The following is a 14624-nucleotide window of genomic DNA, read 5'->3' as shown; positions in this document are numbered from 1 at the left end:
CCAGTGCCCTCTAGAATCCTGCCCCGTCATGACGTAGCACATAAACAACTTCCAACTAACATAATTAGTTACATCCATTGCTGACAATCAACTAATTACGCATTTACAAGGATTACTCGTGATCAAGCATTTCTCTGCCCTGGCCCTGGGGCTGGCGATTACTGCGGCCGGTACTTCGGCCTTCGCCACCACTGGCACCATCAACTTCGAAGGTCAGATCACCAGCACCACCTGCCCTATCGAAGTCGTCAACCCCGGCGATGGTTCGGTCGGCAACCTGGTAAAGATGGGTTCGGTCGAGGCCTCGCGCTTCACCGGCATCGGCCAGGAATACAGCGGCAAGCGCTTTGCCCTGCGCATCAAGGACGACGGCAGTTGTGGCCTGACCGGCACTGACGACGTGGCCCGGGTGACCTTCAACGGCACCCCGGACACCACCGGCAACTACTTCGGCGTGACCCCGACGGCCGATGGCGCCAAGGGCGTTGCGATTGTCATCAAGGACAAGACCGGCGTCTCCATCGCCCCTGGTGACGAATCGGCCGCCTACGACCTGATCGAGAACGGCACCACCGACATGGCCTTCAACGCGTACTACCGTTCGGTCGAAGCCACTGTCAGCGCGGGTGTCGCTTCGGCTGACGTGCAATTCGTGGTTGCCATCAACTGATCCATCACCCACAGCCGCTGTACGTCGAGCCTGATGGCCTGGCGTACAGCGGCACGCAGGAAACCTTTCGATGTTCGCCTTGCCAACAAAGCCTCATGGCGCCCGGTGGATCGCAGCCCTGTGCCTGGCCTGCGCCGTGCTGATCGCCGACCTGCGCGCCAGCCACGCGGCGCTGTCCATCAGTGCCACACGCGTAGTGCTTGCCAGTGACAAACGCAGTGTTGCACTGGTTGTCAGCAACCCCAGTGACCGCCCGTTCGCCGTACAGACCTGGGTCAACACGGCCGCCGACGACGACAGCAGCGCTGTGCCCCTGATTGCCACGCCGCCCCTGTTTCGCCTTGACCCCGGCAAGGAGCAGCAGGTGCAGATCAACGGCCTGCCCAACGACCTGCCCCACGACCGCGAGTCGCTGTTCTACTTCAATGTGCAGGAGATTCCCCAGGCCGCCGATGACGGCAATGTGCTCAATATTGCCTTGCGTACCCGCATCAAGCTGTTCTACCGCCCCGCCTCGCTCAAGGACAGCCCCATGGCGCGCCTTCCCGACCTGCAATGGTCGATCGAGCAGGTCAACGGCCAGGTCCACCTGGTGGCGCACAACCCCAGTCCGTTTCATGTGTCGTTCGCACGCCTGGAAGTCCAGGGCCACGGCAAGACCGAGCAGCTCAAGGCTGCCGACATGCTTGAACCCCTGGCCACGCGCCGCTATCGGCTCAGTGCAACCCGGCCCGGCACCGGCCTTGCGGTCGTGTACACCGCCATCAATGACTACGGTGGCAGCAGCCTGCCGGTAACCCTGCCCATCCGCGTCAGTCCCTGACCGCCCGGCGGTCTCGTCTTTTTCAGGAACACACCATGATGCTTTTCCCCGGACGCGGGCCTGGGCGCTTTCGCGTGCGCCCACGCCTGGTTCATCTGCTGTGCCTGGGCGGGAGCACCTTGCTGCTTGACGCCAGGCTGGCGCTGGCGACCCAGGATATCGAGTTCAATAGCGGCTTCATGCGTCAGGGCCAGGCCCATGCCGCCGATGCCGGGCTGCAGGCGCTCATGGCCCTGGGCCGTGGCCAGGACCTGGTGCCCGGCAAGTACTGGGTGCAGGTCCACGTCAATCGCCAGTACTTCGGCGAGCATGAACTGAGCTTCGAACAACACGCCGACAGCGCCCGCCTGCTGCCCTGCCTGAGCCCGGCGCTGCTGGAACAGATGGGCCTGCGCCTGCAGAGCCTGACCGAGCCCCTCTCGGAGGCGACCGCCTGCCTGCCACTGCTCGATGTCGTTCCCGAGGCGCGCCTGGACTTCGATGCCGGCACCCTGGCTTTGGCAATTTCCATTCCGCAAATCCATATGCGCCGCCACAGTGCCCGGCAGGTCGATCCTGCACAGTGGGACAATGGCATCAATGCGGCCTTTATCAACTATCAGGCCTCGGCCATGCAAAGCACCCACCGTCGTGGCGGCAACCGCAGCAGCGATGACCTGTACCTCAACTCCGGCATCAACCTGGGCGCCTGGCGCTTGCGCAGCAACCATTCGCTGCAACACGACGAGCATGGCGAACGCACCTGGACAAGGGCTTATACCTATGTCCAGCGCGACCTGCCAGGCACTCGCGCCGCCATGACCCTGGGCGAGACCTTCACCGGCGGCGACGTGTTCCGCAGCCTGCCGATCAAGGGCCTGCAGGTGCGATCGGATCGCGAGATGCTCGACGACAACCTGCAGGGCTATGCACCGATCATCCGCGGCGTGGCGCTGAGCCGTGCCAAACTGGAAGTGCTGCAGAACGGTTATCCGATCTATTCGACCTATGTCAGCGCCGGCCCCTACGAGATCGACGACCTGACCACCGTCGGCAGTGGCGAACTGGAAATCGTCCTGACCGAAGAAGACGGCCAGGTGCGCCGTTTCAGCCAGCCCTACTCGACGATCAGCAACCTGTTGCGCGAAGGTGTCTGGCAATACAGCGCCGCGCTGGGACGTTACAACGGCGCGACTGAAACCACCGAGCCGCTGTTCTGGCAAGCCACCGGGGCCTGGGGCCTGGGCTGGAACTCGACCCTGTATGGCGGGGTTCTGGCGAGTGATTTCTACCGCGCCACCAGTCTGGGACTGGCTCGCGACCTGGGCAGCGTCGGCGCACTGGCGCTGGACGTCACCCGTTCCGAGGCCACCCTCGGGTCTGGCCAGGACGCTGCCCCTCAAGGCCTGAGCTATGCCGTGAAATACGGCAAGGCGTTCACCAGCCATACCACGCTGCGCTTTGCCGGTTACCGCTACTCCACCGAAGGCTACCGAGACTTCGATGAAGCCGTGCAGCAACGCGACCATTCGACCCGGTTTCAAGGCAGTCGACGCAGCCGCCTGGAAGCTTCGGTGCATCAGCGCCTGGGGAGCAACAGCAGCCTGAACCTGACGCTGTCCAACCAGGACTATTGGCGCAGCGACTACCACCAGCGCCAGTACCAGCTCAACTTCAGCACCCGGCGCGACAAGGTGACCTATAACTTCTATGCCTCGCAGTCGCTGAGCGACAAGCGCGGTACCGACCGCCAGTTCGGCCTGAGCATTTCCATGCCGCTGGACTGGGGGCATTCGAGCAACGCCACCTTCGATCTGTTCAATAACGGCGAGCGTTACAGCCAGCGAGCCAGCCTGGGCGGCAGCCTGGACGAGAACCGCCTGAGCTACCGCGTCGGCGTCAGCAACGAACTCAACCGCACCCAGGCAGCCTCGCTGTCGATGGGTTATCAAGGCCCTCATGCCAGCTTCGGGGCTGGTCTGACCCAGGGCAGCGAGCACCGCAGCCTGTCGCTCAACGCCAGCGGTGCAGTGCTGCTGCATGCCGACGGCCTGGCGCTGGGTGCCAGCCTTGGCGAAACCAATGCCCTGGTGCAGGTGCCGGGCATCGGCGGTGCTGGCGTGGAAAACGCCATCGGCACGCGCACCGACGCACGGGGCTACGCACTGGTTTCACACCTGCGCCCCTATCGCGTCAATCCATTGGTGCTCGATACGGGCGAACTGGGCCCGGAGGTAGAGATCGACAATGGCATTAGCCAGGTGGTCCCCAGCCGCGGCGCGGTGGTCAAGGCCCGGTTCGATGCCCGCAAGGTCACCCGCCTGGTGCTCACCGTGCGCCGCCCGGACGGAGTGCCCCTGCCTTTCGGCGCACAGGTCAGCGACAGCAAGGGCCAGGCGCTGGGCATGGTCAGCCAGGCCGGTCAGCTGATGCTGGCCACCGGGGAAGAACCGCAAGTGCTGGAGGTGCGCTGGGGCACCGACACCCAGCCCCAGTGCCGTCTGTCCATCGACCCGGCCGGCATGCCGCAGCGTGAGGGCTATCGCCTGCAGGAGGTGACATGTCGCTGAACCTTTTCCAACCTTCGGCCAGGAGCCAACCACGCATGAAACGCACTCGACACGCGCTGCTGTCCGGGCTGGCCCTGGCCATGGTCAGCCCATACTTGTGGGCAAACCAGAGCCCGTCATTCGGCTGCTACTGGAACTCGGGCAGCGGCCAGATGATTCTGAACATGGACCTGGGCACGCTTTATGTTCCACGCGACGCACCGGCGGGTACGCCCATCGGGCCGATCGACAAACGCTACAGCCAGCAGGCGCCAGGCGCTGCAAGGGTCGACTGTACGACTGATGAGCATGCGGTGCAAAACCTGATCTTCCAGGCGCTGGCCACGGCACCGGTCTTTCCAGGCACTTTACCCCCTGTGGGCGGCGAAGATGTCACCGGCAAGATCCTGCAGACCAATATTCCGGGGGTGGGTGTACGGATCAGGCTGGGCCCGCCTTTCCGTGGTGGCGCGCGGAACTCCTTCTGGCCCACCGAAGGGCATACCGTGGTGCCCTACCAGGCTGAACGCACCCCCATACAAATGCTCTCGACGATAGCCATCACGGGCCTGATCAGCAATCTCACCCTGGTCAAGACCGGGTCGATTCCGGCCGGTGCTCATTCACTGGACGGCAGCGAGCTGTTCAGCGGCCATGTCACCACCCTTGGCAGGATTTTCAACCTGGGCCTCACCGGGACCGTGGTCCAGGCACAATGCAGCGTCAATGCCAACCCGGTCAGCGCTGACCCGGTGCGGCTGGGCGACTGGAGCACCACTGATTTCACCGGTCCCGGCTTCACCACCCCGGTGGTGCCGTTCAAGATTGCCTTGAGCAACTGCGAAACCGATCCGGACAGTGCCGATTTTGCCATGGCGCATATCCGGCTGGACGGCATCAACGGCTCGCAGCCGGTCGGCCCGCCAGGCAGCGGCGTGTTCAGCCTGACCAGCGATTCGAGCGCGCAAGGGGTCGGCATCCAGGTGCTCAAGGCCGACGGCAGTACACCGGTGGAGTTGAATACCGAAGTCCCCCTGATGCCTATTGCTTCCGGGAACATGACCCTGGATTTCAATGCCCGCTTCTACCAGACCGAGCCCAGCGACGCCGTGCGCCCTGGCCTGGCCAAGGGCGCACTGAGCTTTACCCTGACCTATAAGTAGCAGGCATGAGCAGCGTGTCAGTTGACCAGCGTGCAGTTGGCTGAAACAAAGCTTTTCCAGGTCTGCCCACCATCGAAACTGACCTTGGCCTTGAACTCCATTGATCCGCCGATCTTGAAGTCATCAAGCTGGTCGAGCGATATATCGCCCGTCGGCAGTACATCGACGACCGACGCGACGGGGTGGTCTTTCAGGATCACCACGTCGTGGGCAGCGTCCGATGCGTCGACCCCGTGCGCCGACACGCTGACGAGCTGGCCGGTGCCCATGAACGGCCAGCGGGACAGGCTGAAGTTGGCCTTGTTGCCGTTATCGTGCACTCTTGCCAGGCTGATCTGCTGGCTGGTCAGGCAATCGCACTGCAATGCGGGCAAACCGGTCAGATCGTTGACTCTCAGCTTGCTCCTTGTCGACTCATGCGACTCAGGCACCTGCACTTCGAATACCTCGTAGTACACCGGCACATCCGTCTTGCCGATCTGCGCTGCCAGCTTATCCTTGGGCACAAGGTATTGCCGGCTCCCGGGAGAGGTCGGCTCGTCGGTGCGAAAGGACCACTCGCTGCCCGGCTCGGCCCATTGCAAGTACACCTCATCGTCGTCATAAAGGATTGCCTCCTCGGGAATGATGACGGTGGCACCGTTGATGGCCTTGAACGGGTCCAGGGTCCAGTTGCTGCCGCTGCCGCTGGCATCCTTGATCTTGGGTGCAGGCAACTGCCGGGGTGGCCGGTTGGCCTCGACCTTGAGTTCCACTGCACGAGCCGCCGGCGCGGTGTTACCGGCCCGGTCCTTGATGATATACGTGACAAAGCGCTGGCCGTTACCGCGCTGGCGGATGATTGACCCGTCGAAGTCGATCATGATGGGTTGATCAAGATCGGCCTGGCTCAGAGTGCGTTCGTCTACACGTTCACGGCCGGTCACTGAATTGCTCCAGTACCAGGTGATCACATCGCCGGGCCGGGCAGTCTGATAGGCAGGCAATTGGGCGCTGAGCCGCTCATCGTTGGCGACGAGCCAGGAATGGGTCACACCGCCGCTGGTGATTTCAGGCGGGAAAATCAGCGGGCCTTCGTTGTTCAGAACCGGAGGGATTTTATCGATGGTCAGGGTCAGGGGGTCGGAAGGCGAGCTACCACCATTCCAGCCGGTCACGACGTAGCACAGAAGATGACTGCCGTCGCTCAGGCTCGCCACAGGCACCTCGAAAAACAGCTCACCCGGATCGATGGGGTTTTCCCAGACCTTGCTGTCGATCCGCCTGTCATCCCAGAACAGCTCCAGCGTTTCCGGATGCTCGGGCGTCGGATTGGAGTTTTGCCACATCGGTATGTCCACGCGCAGCGGATTGGACAACAGCGCAACGGGCAGCAGGTTCGGTTCACCGCCGTCAATATTTTCAAGCAGGCCGTCGACCTGCGGCAGCGGCAGCGGTCCGTCGCTGCCGCGCAAGCGCATGCAGATCCAGTCGATCAACGAAAACATTGGCATCGCCCGTCCTCCGTGACGGTTAATGTTTACTGATATGTATCGACAGTAGACCGGCACACCCCCTGCTGACTACTGGTACAAATGTCAGGTTGACACACGCCGGGGTGGCCAGGCTCTACCAGGCGTAGCGGACCCCCAGATTGGCGCCCCAGGGTTGCTCGAGGCGTGAGCCGTTGCTGTACTCGAAGTCGGCGTGGACCTGCAAGGCTTCAGAGAGCCCCAAAGCGACACCGACGCCCAGCTCGGCACGTGAGCCGGACAGGTTGTTGTCGAAGCGGTTGCCGTTGACTTCAACCTGATTGTGCTTCACGAACTCATGGGCCAGTGCGGCTCGCCCATAGGGCTGCAGAGTGCGGCCCTGGCCCAGGTCGAAGTCGCGTCCGGCGGTGGCGCCAAGCTTGCCTGTCAGAGAGCGGGCACGCTCGCCCTCGGCGCGCATGCCGTTGTCGAGGGTGTAATCCTTGCCCTGGAAGACGACCGCCGCCAACTGCGCATAAGGCTCGACGAACCAGTCCTGATCCAGCTTGATATGCCGACCGGCTTCGGCCGAGGCACCCGCTCCCCAGTTGGCATAATCGCCTTTGGTACGCGTGCCGTCGCTCAGGTTGACGTTGGCGCTGTTACGCAAGTGGTTGAGCTTGAGCACGCCATCGAAGTAGTAGCCTGTATCGGTGTCGAGCCATGTGGCGTAGGCCCCGGTGGAGTAGCTGTCGACCTTGCCGGATGAACCCCGGTCCAGATCAAGGTCGGAGGTACTCTGCCCGACCATGACGCCTGCCAGCCACTGACCGTCGCCCAGTGGCAATGCGGTGTCGATGCCCAGCGACACGCCATGCTGGTTCTGGCGATAACCGACGCCGGCGGCACCTTGCAGGTCGAACCGGTTACTGTGGGCGCGTATCCACACGCCCGGCTGGCCGCCGTGCATGCGCAACTCGCCCATGCGCGAGCGCAACGTGCTCATCTCGCCATACCAGACGGTAGGTGCTGTGTTGAACAAGGCGATGACCGAAGCGGTACCCGGGCTGACCGTACGGCTGGAAGCATCGAGAAACCAATCGTTTTCACCTTGCTTGATCAGGTCATAGGACCAGGTGCCCAGGTCCACGGGCCCGCCGGCCAGGGTGAAACGGGCATCACCAGCGCCGGCATGCACCACATGCAGACGCGCATCGGCCAGTGGATCGGTGCCGGTACTGCCAATGAGCACACTGTGCTCACCGGTCGCGTGCCCGGTGATGTCGAGAAAGTCGGTCTGCGCCTGGGAAAAGTCGACATCCATGACGAAAGTCCCGTTGCCGGACAGCTTGTCTACCGACAAGCGGTAGTAGTCTGCCGCCTCGCCGAACCTGATCGAGCCACCGTCCATCGCCAGGTTGGCAACCTGTCCATCGCCCACCATGTTCCAGCGTGCCTGGCTGTTGACGGCCAGTTGTGCGACGTTTTCCAGGCGCCCGGTCAGGCTGGCCTGGTTCTGCAGGGTCAGGCTGGCAGCGCCGCCTTGCTCGACAACGACATCGCCGGTCAACTGGCTGTTGTCCACCGTCAGGTCAGCCGTGGAGCCGGTGGCGACTTCCATGAGCCGGCCATTGCCGCCCACCAGCGTAGAGCCATTGCCGACCTTGATGGTCGCCTGGCCGGCAAGGCCCGGCATCCCCACAGCGATGGCCGCGCCATCGACTCCCTTGACATGGGTGCTGTCCAGGGTCAGATCGCCTTTGGCTCCAACTGAGTCGGCGAGCAGACGAATACCGTTCATTTGCCCGCTGATGGTACTGCCGTACGCTGTGGCACGCCCATTACCGATCACCTCAAGCCCGCGCCCTGAAGCACCACTGCCGATAAGCGTGGCGCCTTCAAGGTGCAGATCGCTCAAGGTGCTGACCAGAGCGCCGCGATTGGCACCAGAGAGGGTCGCGCCGATCACTGTGGCCCTGGAGCCGACCTGGCGGTCGGCCTCATGCCCCAGCACCAGAGCGTCGGTTTCACTGGTGAGGGTGCCGCCATTGATCCACGCCTCGGCACCCAGCAACTGAACGGCGGCGCGGTTACCCGTAGCGGTCACCGTGGTGGCGTTCAAGGTCAGCCGGGCACCGGTCTGTGTGGTGATGTCCAGTGTCGAAGCCGCATTGCCCGTCAGATGCCCGAGGCTGCCGATCTGATAACTTTCCAGGGGGTTGGATACAGTGATGGTTTCAGGACCATTGACAGGCCGGGCGGCAACAGAGGTGCCATACAGCACCAAGGGCACCATGACTGTTAATTTGATGTAACACGCTAGAGGCTTCAACGAACATTCGATACTTACTGCCATATTGATATCTCTAGTACAGTCAGGAATGTAATACCCCGCCCCTGAGCACCGCGTACTAAAGCGGCCCCTGAAGTGACGGGGCCGCGATACTACAGATCTAAACCTTAGTTAAATGTAGGAACATTCTCACAATGGTGAAGGATTATTCCTCGCTCGACTAAAGTACACCCGGCCTTGGTCCGAATTCCATGCCACCCTGTCATTCCAGCCAATTATTTTGCGATAACTTTCGCCTTACTTATTACACAACTGTGCATGGCTTTATCACTGCAAACAGCCAGCTTTTATCAGGGGGTCGGAACAAGTGGGCAAGCGCCGCCGGGAACATGCAACGCCACAATGGCCTCAGCCACTTCAGACGTCAGTTCTTCACCACTGCCCGGGGCGATGAACGTATAAGAAGCCCGCCCGCGGCCATCCCCGGCTTGCGTGTAGATAGGCAGCAGGTGGGTATCGTAAGGCTCTACCAACCAGACGAATCCTGTGACCGGTGTTGCCCCGCCCAAGGTTATTTCTGCGGATTTTTCGACGCCAGGCACCTCAACCTCACCGGTGAATCCTTCAACGGCCGTCCACGTCAGCGTGACCTTGTCACCGTCGTTCAATTGGTATCTGGACAAATCCGGGACCCTGACGCGCACGGCGGGCTCGCCCGTCGCCGGGTTGGTTGGGTCGGCATACAGAGAATCGCAATTGATGACCGAGTTATTGTAAAGCCCTTCGAATGCTGGCTTTTCCGGTACAACGGTAATGGCATCCACATTCACCAGGGTCATCGGTGAGCTCTGGTAGTTTTCCGAACCCGGGGCATGGATACGATAATGCACGGGCAACGCGGGATGGTTACCGGCGTTGGCAATGTAACTCCAGGGGATTTCCACGCTGATTTCATCGTTACTGGTATCGGTGTCCTTGACGACATACCGGGCCTCGCTGACCTCGGTGCCCGCCCAGAAGAAATCGATCTCCTCACCTTCTGCCAAAGGCGTATAGAGCTCAAATTTCAGATCGGCGGCCTGGTTGGCGTCGGCTCGGGCCAGACTGTCCTGCACATTCGAGGCCTTGCCAAATACCCGGGCGCGCGTCAACTGGCCGTTGACCGGGTCAGGCCAGTCCGGGTCGGGGTCCGGAACAGGGTCGGGGCCAATATAAGAAAAGTCGACGTTGACGCTGATGGCCTTGACCTCGGAAGGCTTGGCGCCGCGCAGCACCCGGTAACTGACGTTGGTGGCCTGCTCGCCACCGGCCGTACGGTCATACGCATCGCGCAGCACCGTCAAGGGCACGGCAATATCGAGCGGAAAGCGTGGCGACACGCCGATTTCGGACGAGTTGAACACCTGATCACCCCAGGTCAGCTCGATACGGTCGGTTTTCTTCCACTCATCAAAGGCCAGAATCTGCACACTGATGCCCTCTCGGGCGTCGGGAAGATCAAGCACGCCGTCGGCCGCCAGGGGCACGATCGGGTCTTGCAGGTTGCTCGGTAAAGGCCCCAGGGCTACATCGACCTTGTGATAACTCGAAAGGGGCGAACGATTACCGGCCTTGTCGAACAGCACATAGAAGGCGTAGTAGTCCTTGTCTTGAGACTGTTTCAACATGTCGACCGGATAAGCCACGGTCTTGTCCGGTAGCACATCAATGTAGCCAACAGGCAATGGCAATTGGTCAGGATCATCCGGCAATGGCGTGGTCACCCAGTAGAACGCCACCTTGTCGCCGCGCTGAATGTCTGCATAGTCCGGCAATGTCCCGGGTATCTCGTCGGGATAAGTAGCCAGAACATCATCGGTCAGTTCCTGGACCGGCAGGCTCATGGCCGCCGGTTCAGCGTGCCTCCAGGGTGGCAGGGTGTCGCATATCACATTGACCCCGCCTGACTTCGACCTGCTTCCGTTCCACGCTTCCACGACATAGCGCAATGAATAATCGCCGTCCGGTTGCAGACTGGCGTTGGGCACCTCCAGGTGCAACGGAAAAAGAGCGGGATCGACCGGTCCTTCCACAACGATGGAAGCAACCTCCTGATAATCGCCTTCAGCTGGCGTTGCACCAGGCGCCCATTGCAGACGCACCGTGTCTTGCTGCGTGGGCGGTGGCAGCGATGACCATGCCGGCACGCTGACCGGCAGATTCTGCTCCCGGACCAGATTGCCCTTGAGCGTCCCGTCGGCCGGATCGGCCAACCATGTGGCATCGACAACCGGGTCGGCAAGGTCATCCCCGACCTCGGCGATTCGCCGGGCTTTCTGCAAACGGTACTCATCACGCACCCTTTGCGCTTGATCAAGGTTGCGTCGGGTTTTCGAAGCTGTCATTACCTGCACTCCTGTGGCGAATGTATGACTCCTGTCACCATTTAACTGCGCCGGTCATCAGGCGGGTACTCCTACAATTGCTAGGATGGCAATTTGTATCCCCCCTGATACATTGGCGACATGCTCTGGATATTCACCCAGGGCAAGCTTGCGCACCGCCCGTGCCGCCTCTTGCCGGGCATCCCTACCCACGGTCGCTCACGGCGCGCATCACCAGGCAGCAGGACGCACATGCAAACACACCCCGACAGCCCGACCGACGACACGGTCCATGAACAGCGCTGGACCACGCGCGCCCTGATCGTCGATGACGATGTGGCCATTCGCGAGCTGCTGTGCGATTACCTGGCGCGCTTCAATATCCAGGCCCGGGGCGTGACCGACGGCGTACAGATGCGCCAGGCGCTGGCCGAGGGCACCTTCGATGTGGTGGTGCTGGACCTGATGCTGCCCGGTGAAGACGGCCTGTCGCTGTGCCGCTGGCTGCGCAGCACTTCGGACATCCCGATCCTGATGCTGACTGCGCGCTGCGAGCCCACCGATCGCATCATCGGCCTGGAACTGGGCGCCGACGACTACATGGCCAAGCCCTTCGAGCCGCGTGAGCTGGTGGCACGCATCCAGACCGTGCTGCGCCGGGTGCGTGACGACCGCAATGACCCGCGCACCACGATCCGTTTCGATGCCTGGCGCCTGAACAGCGTGCTGCGCCAGTTGATCGCCCCGGACGGCCTGGTGGTGCCGCTGTCGAATGCCGAATTCCGCTTGCTGCGGGTGTTCCTGGAGCGTCCACACCGGGTGCTGAGCCGCGAGCAGTTGCTCGATGCCGCCCGCGGGCGCTCCATCGAAGCCTTTGACCGCAGCATCGACCTGCTGGTCTCGCGCCTGCGCCAGAAGCTGGGTGAAGATCCCAGGAACCCGCAACTGATCAAGACCGTACGCGGCGAAGGCTACCTGTTCGATGCCCGGGAGCTGGGTTGATCCGCGCGGCCGACACGCTGTTTGCCCGATTGTTCGGCGGTGCCTTGCTGGCCATTGTGCTGGCGCACCTGCTGGCGTTTGTCTGGTTCACCCATTACGGGCCGCCGCCCCCGCCCCGGCAAGAACCGGCGGCGCAACAACAAGAGGCCAATACGCCGCGCCCTCGCCCGCCGTTACTGGGTGGGCCGGTGGTGCCGTTCGTCTTTCAGTTGATCACCCTGGTGGTGGCCGCCTGGTACGGTGCCAAGGCCTTGAGCCGGCCAGTGCAGCGCCTGAGCGAAGCGGCCGAGCGCCTGTCGGAAAACCTCGACAGCCCGCCACTGGAGATCACAGGTCCCCGTGAGGCTCGCCAGGCCGCACAGACCTTCAACCTGATGCAGGAACGCATCCGCGAACAACTGCAGCAGCGGGCGCGCATGCTGGCGGCCGTGTCTCATGACCTGCGCACGCCGCTTGCGCGCCTGAAACTGCGCGTCGAGCAGATCGACGACACGCGCCTGCACGCTCAGATGAGCCAGGACCTCAATGACATGATCGGCATGATCGACGCCACTCTCAGCTACTTCAATCAGAACCGCCAGAACGAGGCCATGCAGCCGTTCGATGTCCAGGCGCTGATCGAGTCGCTGGCCGAAAACGCCCAGGACAATGGCGATGCGGTGACCTACGAAGGCACCTGCCGGCCCTTGAAGACCCAGCCCATGGCCCTGCGCTCGTGCCTGCACAACCTGATCGACAATGCCTTGCGCTATGCCGGCAGCGCCCATGTCGAGCTGCTCGACGAGCCGACTGGCGTGGGCATCGCCGTCATCGACCACGGCCCCGGCATCGACCCGCAATTTCACGAGACGGTCTTCGAGCCGTTCTATCGCCTGGAAGGCTCGCGTAATCGCAATTCCGGGGGCGTCGGCATGGGCATGACCATTGCCCGTGAGGCGGCCAGGCGCATGGGCGGCGACCTGCAACTGGGTCAGACGCCGGGCGGTGGCCTGACTGCGCGGCTCAGCCTGCCCCGGGCCTGACCGCATGAACGTGCCATTCATGCCGCTTCGATGTAACGCCGGCGGTACACAACTCACATCCTCTGGACAAACCGGCCCCTGACTCTGCACACGCCGATGCACCGTCGTCGGCCTCATCCACCTCAGGGAGTCAACCCGATGATCGGCGCAATCGGCACCAGCAGCTATTCGAGCTACACCAGCACCAGCAGTACTTCCAGCACCCAGGCACAGCGCTTTCAGGAAGCCTTGCTGAGCAAGCTGGACACGGATGAAGACGGCAGCATCAGCAAGGCAGAACTCGGTTCGGCCTTGAACAGCGACAGCAAGGGCAGCATCACCGTCAGCCTCAGCCAGGCGTTCAGTACGCTGGACAGCGACGAGGACGACAGCCTCGATGCCGAAGAACTGGCGGCCCTGACACCACCTCCGCCGCCACCACCGGCCACCGACCTGGCCGACGAACTGCTGAGCGCGCTGGACACTGATGGCGACGGCAGCATCAGCAGCGACGAACTGAGCGTCGGCTTGACCGGTGCCGGCAGCAGTGCCGACAGCCGCCAGGTGTTCAGCGCCCTGGACACCAATGAAGACGGCACTGTCAGCCTTGAAGAGCTGACCGCCAGCCTGCAACCGAAAGAGCCACCGGCGCAAACCGCAGACTTGAGCGAGAGTGACAGCAACCCGATCGCAGCACAGGCGCTGAGCAAGATGATTGCCGCCCTGGGCGAGCGTTACGACACCGAAGGCAATCACCCGGTGGGCAGGCATCTGGATACCGCCGCGTAACCTGCCTTGGTGCCGCACGTTCACCTTGCAAACACCGGACGGGTGGTAGGAGCCCGCTTGCCGGCGACCGAGTGCGTAGCGCTCGCAAAATTGATGAAACGCTACAATTTCATCACTGTGAACACATTCAAAATCTGCGAAACGCCACAAATTTACGACTGCTGCGCAGCCGGTCGCGGGCAGAGCGCGCTCCTACAAGGCTGAGTCCGGTGGGCAGGCATCTGGATACCGCCGCGTAACCTGCCTTGGCGCCGCGCGTTCACCTTGCAAACACCGGGCGGGTGGTAGGAGCGCGCTTGCCCGCGACCGAGTGCGAAGCGCTCGCAAAATCTGCGAAACGCTAAAAATTTATGGTTGTGAACACATTCAAAATCTGCGAAACGCCACAAATTTACGAATGCTGCGCAGCCGGTCGCGGNCGCGCTTGCCCGCGACCGAGTGCGAAGCGCTCGCAAAATCTGCGAAACGCTAAAAATTTATGGTTGTGAACACATTCAAAATCTGCGAAACGCCACAAATTTACGACTGCTGCGCAGCCGGT

Annotated in this window: 10 protein-coding genes; 7 read left to right on the top strand and 3 right to left on the bottom strand. The window is 62.2% G+C overall.

Going from position 1 to position 14624, the window contains the following annotated elements; all coding sequences use genetic code 11:
• The first annotated feature begins 118 nt into the window (after positions 1-118).
• The 4 genes from ASF84_RS08775 to ASF84_RS08760 all read left to right on the top strand — a co-directional run bounded on the left by ASF84_RS08775 (position 119) and on the right by ASF84_RS08760 (position 5184).
• Positions 119-670, top strand: coding sequence for a fimbrial protein (locus ASF84_RS08775; protein WP_056837288.1), 552 nt, complete (start codon positions 119-121; stop codon positions 668-670).
• A gap of 70 nt (positions 671-740) precedes the next feature.
• Positions 741-1493 (top strand): fimbrial biogenesis chaperone, encoded by a 753-nt coding sequence (locus ASF84_RS08770; protein WP_056837287.1) that lies wholly within the window; start codon positions 741-743, stop codon positions 1491-1493.
• A 35-nt stretch (positions 1494-1528) separates the two neighbouring features.
• Positions 1529-4042, top strand: coding sequence for a fimbria/pilus outer membrane usher protein (locus ASF84_RS08765; RefSeq protein ID WP_056837286.1), 2514 nt, complete (start codon positions 1529-1531; stop codon positions 4040-4042).
• Between the two features lie 35 nt (positions 4043-4077).
• A complete protein-coding gene (locus ASF84_RS08760; RefSeq protein ID WP_056837285.1) occupies positions 4078-5184 on the top strand; it encodes a fimbrial protein in 1107 nt (368 codons plus the stop codon).
• 17 nt (positions 5185-5201) lie between these two features.
• Here the strand turns inward: ASF84_RS08760 and ASF84_RS08755 are convergent, their stop codons facing one another.
• The 3 genes from ASF84_RS08755 to ASF84_RS08745 all read right to left on the bottom strand — a co-directional run bounded on the left by ASF84_RS08755 (position 5202) and on the right by ASF84_RS08745 (position 11312).
• Positions 5202-6677 carry a hypothetical protein gene (locus tag ASF84_RS08755; RefSeq protein ID WP_056837284.1) on the bottom strand — a complete coding sequence of 492 codons (1476 nt, stop codon included), beginning with the start codon at positions 6675-6677 and terminating at the stop codon, positions 5202-5204.
• 115 nt (positions 6678-6792) lie between these two features.
• Positions 6793-8991 carry an autotransporter outer membrane beta-barrel domain-containing protein gene (locus tag ASF84_RS08750; protein WP_082481460.1) on the bottom strand — a complete coding sequence of 733 codons (2199 nt, stop codon included), beginning with the start codon at positions 8989-8991 and terminating at the stop codon, positions 6793-6795.
• Positions 8992-9278: 287 nt separating this feature from the next.
• Positions 9279-11312, bottom strand: a complete 2034-nt coding sequence (locus tag ASF84_RS08745; protein WP_056837280.1) for a hypothetical protein — start codon at positions 11310-11312, stop codon at positions 9279-9281.
• Positions 11313-11543: 231 nt separating this feature from the next.
• Here ASF84_RS08745 and ASF84_RS08740 point away from each other — a divergent pair, with 231 nt between their 5' ends.
• The 3 genes from ASF84_RS08740 to xopAW all read left to right on the top strand — a co-directional run bounded on the left by ASF84_RS08740 (position 11544) and on the right by xopAW (position 14083).
• Positions 11544-12293, top strand: a complete 750-nt coding sequence (locus ASF84_RS08740) for a response regulator (protein WP_056837278.1) — start codon at positions 11544-11546, stop codon at positions 12291-12293.
• Entirely contained in the window at positions 12290-13315 is a 1026-nt protein-coding gene (locus ASF84_RS08735) for a sensor histidine kinase (RefSeq protein ID WP_056837276.1), read from the top strand. The genes ASF84_RS08740 and ASF84_RS08735 overlap by 4 nt, the downstream gene beginning before the upstream one ends.
• Positions 13316-13453: 138 nt before the next feature.
• Positions 13454-14083 (top strand): EF-hand domain-containing protein, encoded by a 630-nt coding sequence (gene xopAW / locus ASF84_RS08730; protein WP_056837275.1) that lies wholly within the window; start codon positions 13454-13456, stop codon positions 14081-14083.
• Positions 14084-14624: the final 541 nt, after the last annotated feature.

Source organism: Pseudomonas sp. Leaf127 (assembly GCF_001423155.1).
In the GTDB taxonomy this organism is placed as follows: Bacteria; Pseudomonadota; Gammaproteobacteria; order Pseudomonadales; family Pseudomonadaceae; genus Aquipseudomonas; species Aquipseudomonas ovata.
The sequence above is the reverse complement of the archived record's forward strand: the minus strand, read 5'-3'. Positions and strand labels throughout refer to the sequence as shown.

Coding starts and splice junctions, on each gene's coding strand:
- ASF84_RS08770 (WP_056837287.1), top strand. CDS start 741: ATGTTCGCCTTGCCAACAAAGCCTCATGGCGCCCGGTGGATCGCAGCC.
- ASF84_RS08765 (WP_056837286.1), top strand. CDS start 1,529: ATGATGCTTTTCCCCGGACGCGGGCCTGGGCGCTTTCGCGTGCGCCCA.
- ASF84_RS08760 (WP_056837285.1), top strand. CDS start 4,078: ATGAAACGCACTCGACACGCGCTGCTGTCCGGGCTGGCCCTGGCCATG.
- ASF84_RS08755 (WP_056837284.1), bottom strand. CDS start 6,677: ATGCCAATGTTTTCGTTGATCGACTGGATCTGCATGCGCTTGCGCGGC.
- ASF84_RS08750 (WP_082481460.1), bottom strand. CDS start 8,991: ATGGCAGTAAGTATCGAATGTTCGTTGAAGCCTCTAGCGTGTTACATC.
- ASF84_RS08745 (WP_056837280.1), bottom strand. CDS start 11,312: ATGACAGCTTCGAAAACCCGACGCAACCTTGATCAAGCGCAAAGGGTG.
- ASF84_RS08740 (WP_056837278.1), top strand. CDS start 11,544: ATGCAAACACACCCCGACAGCCCGACCGACGACACGGTCCATGAACAG.
- xopAW (WP_056837275.1), top strand. CDS start 13,454: ATGATCGGCGCAATCGGCACCAGCAGCTATTCGAGCTACACCAGCACC.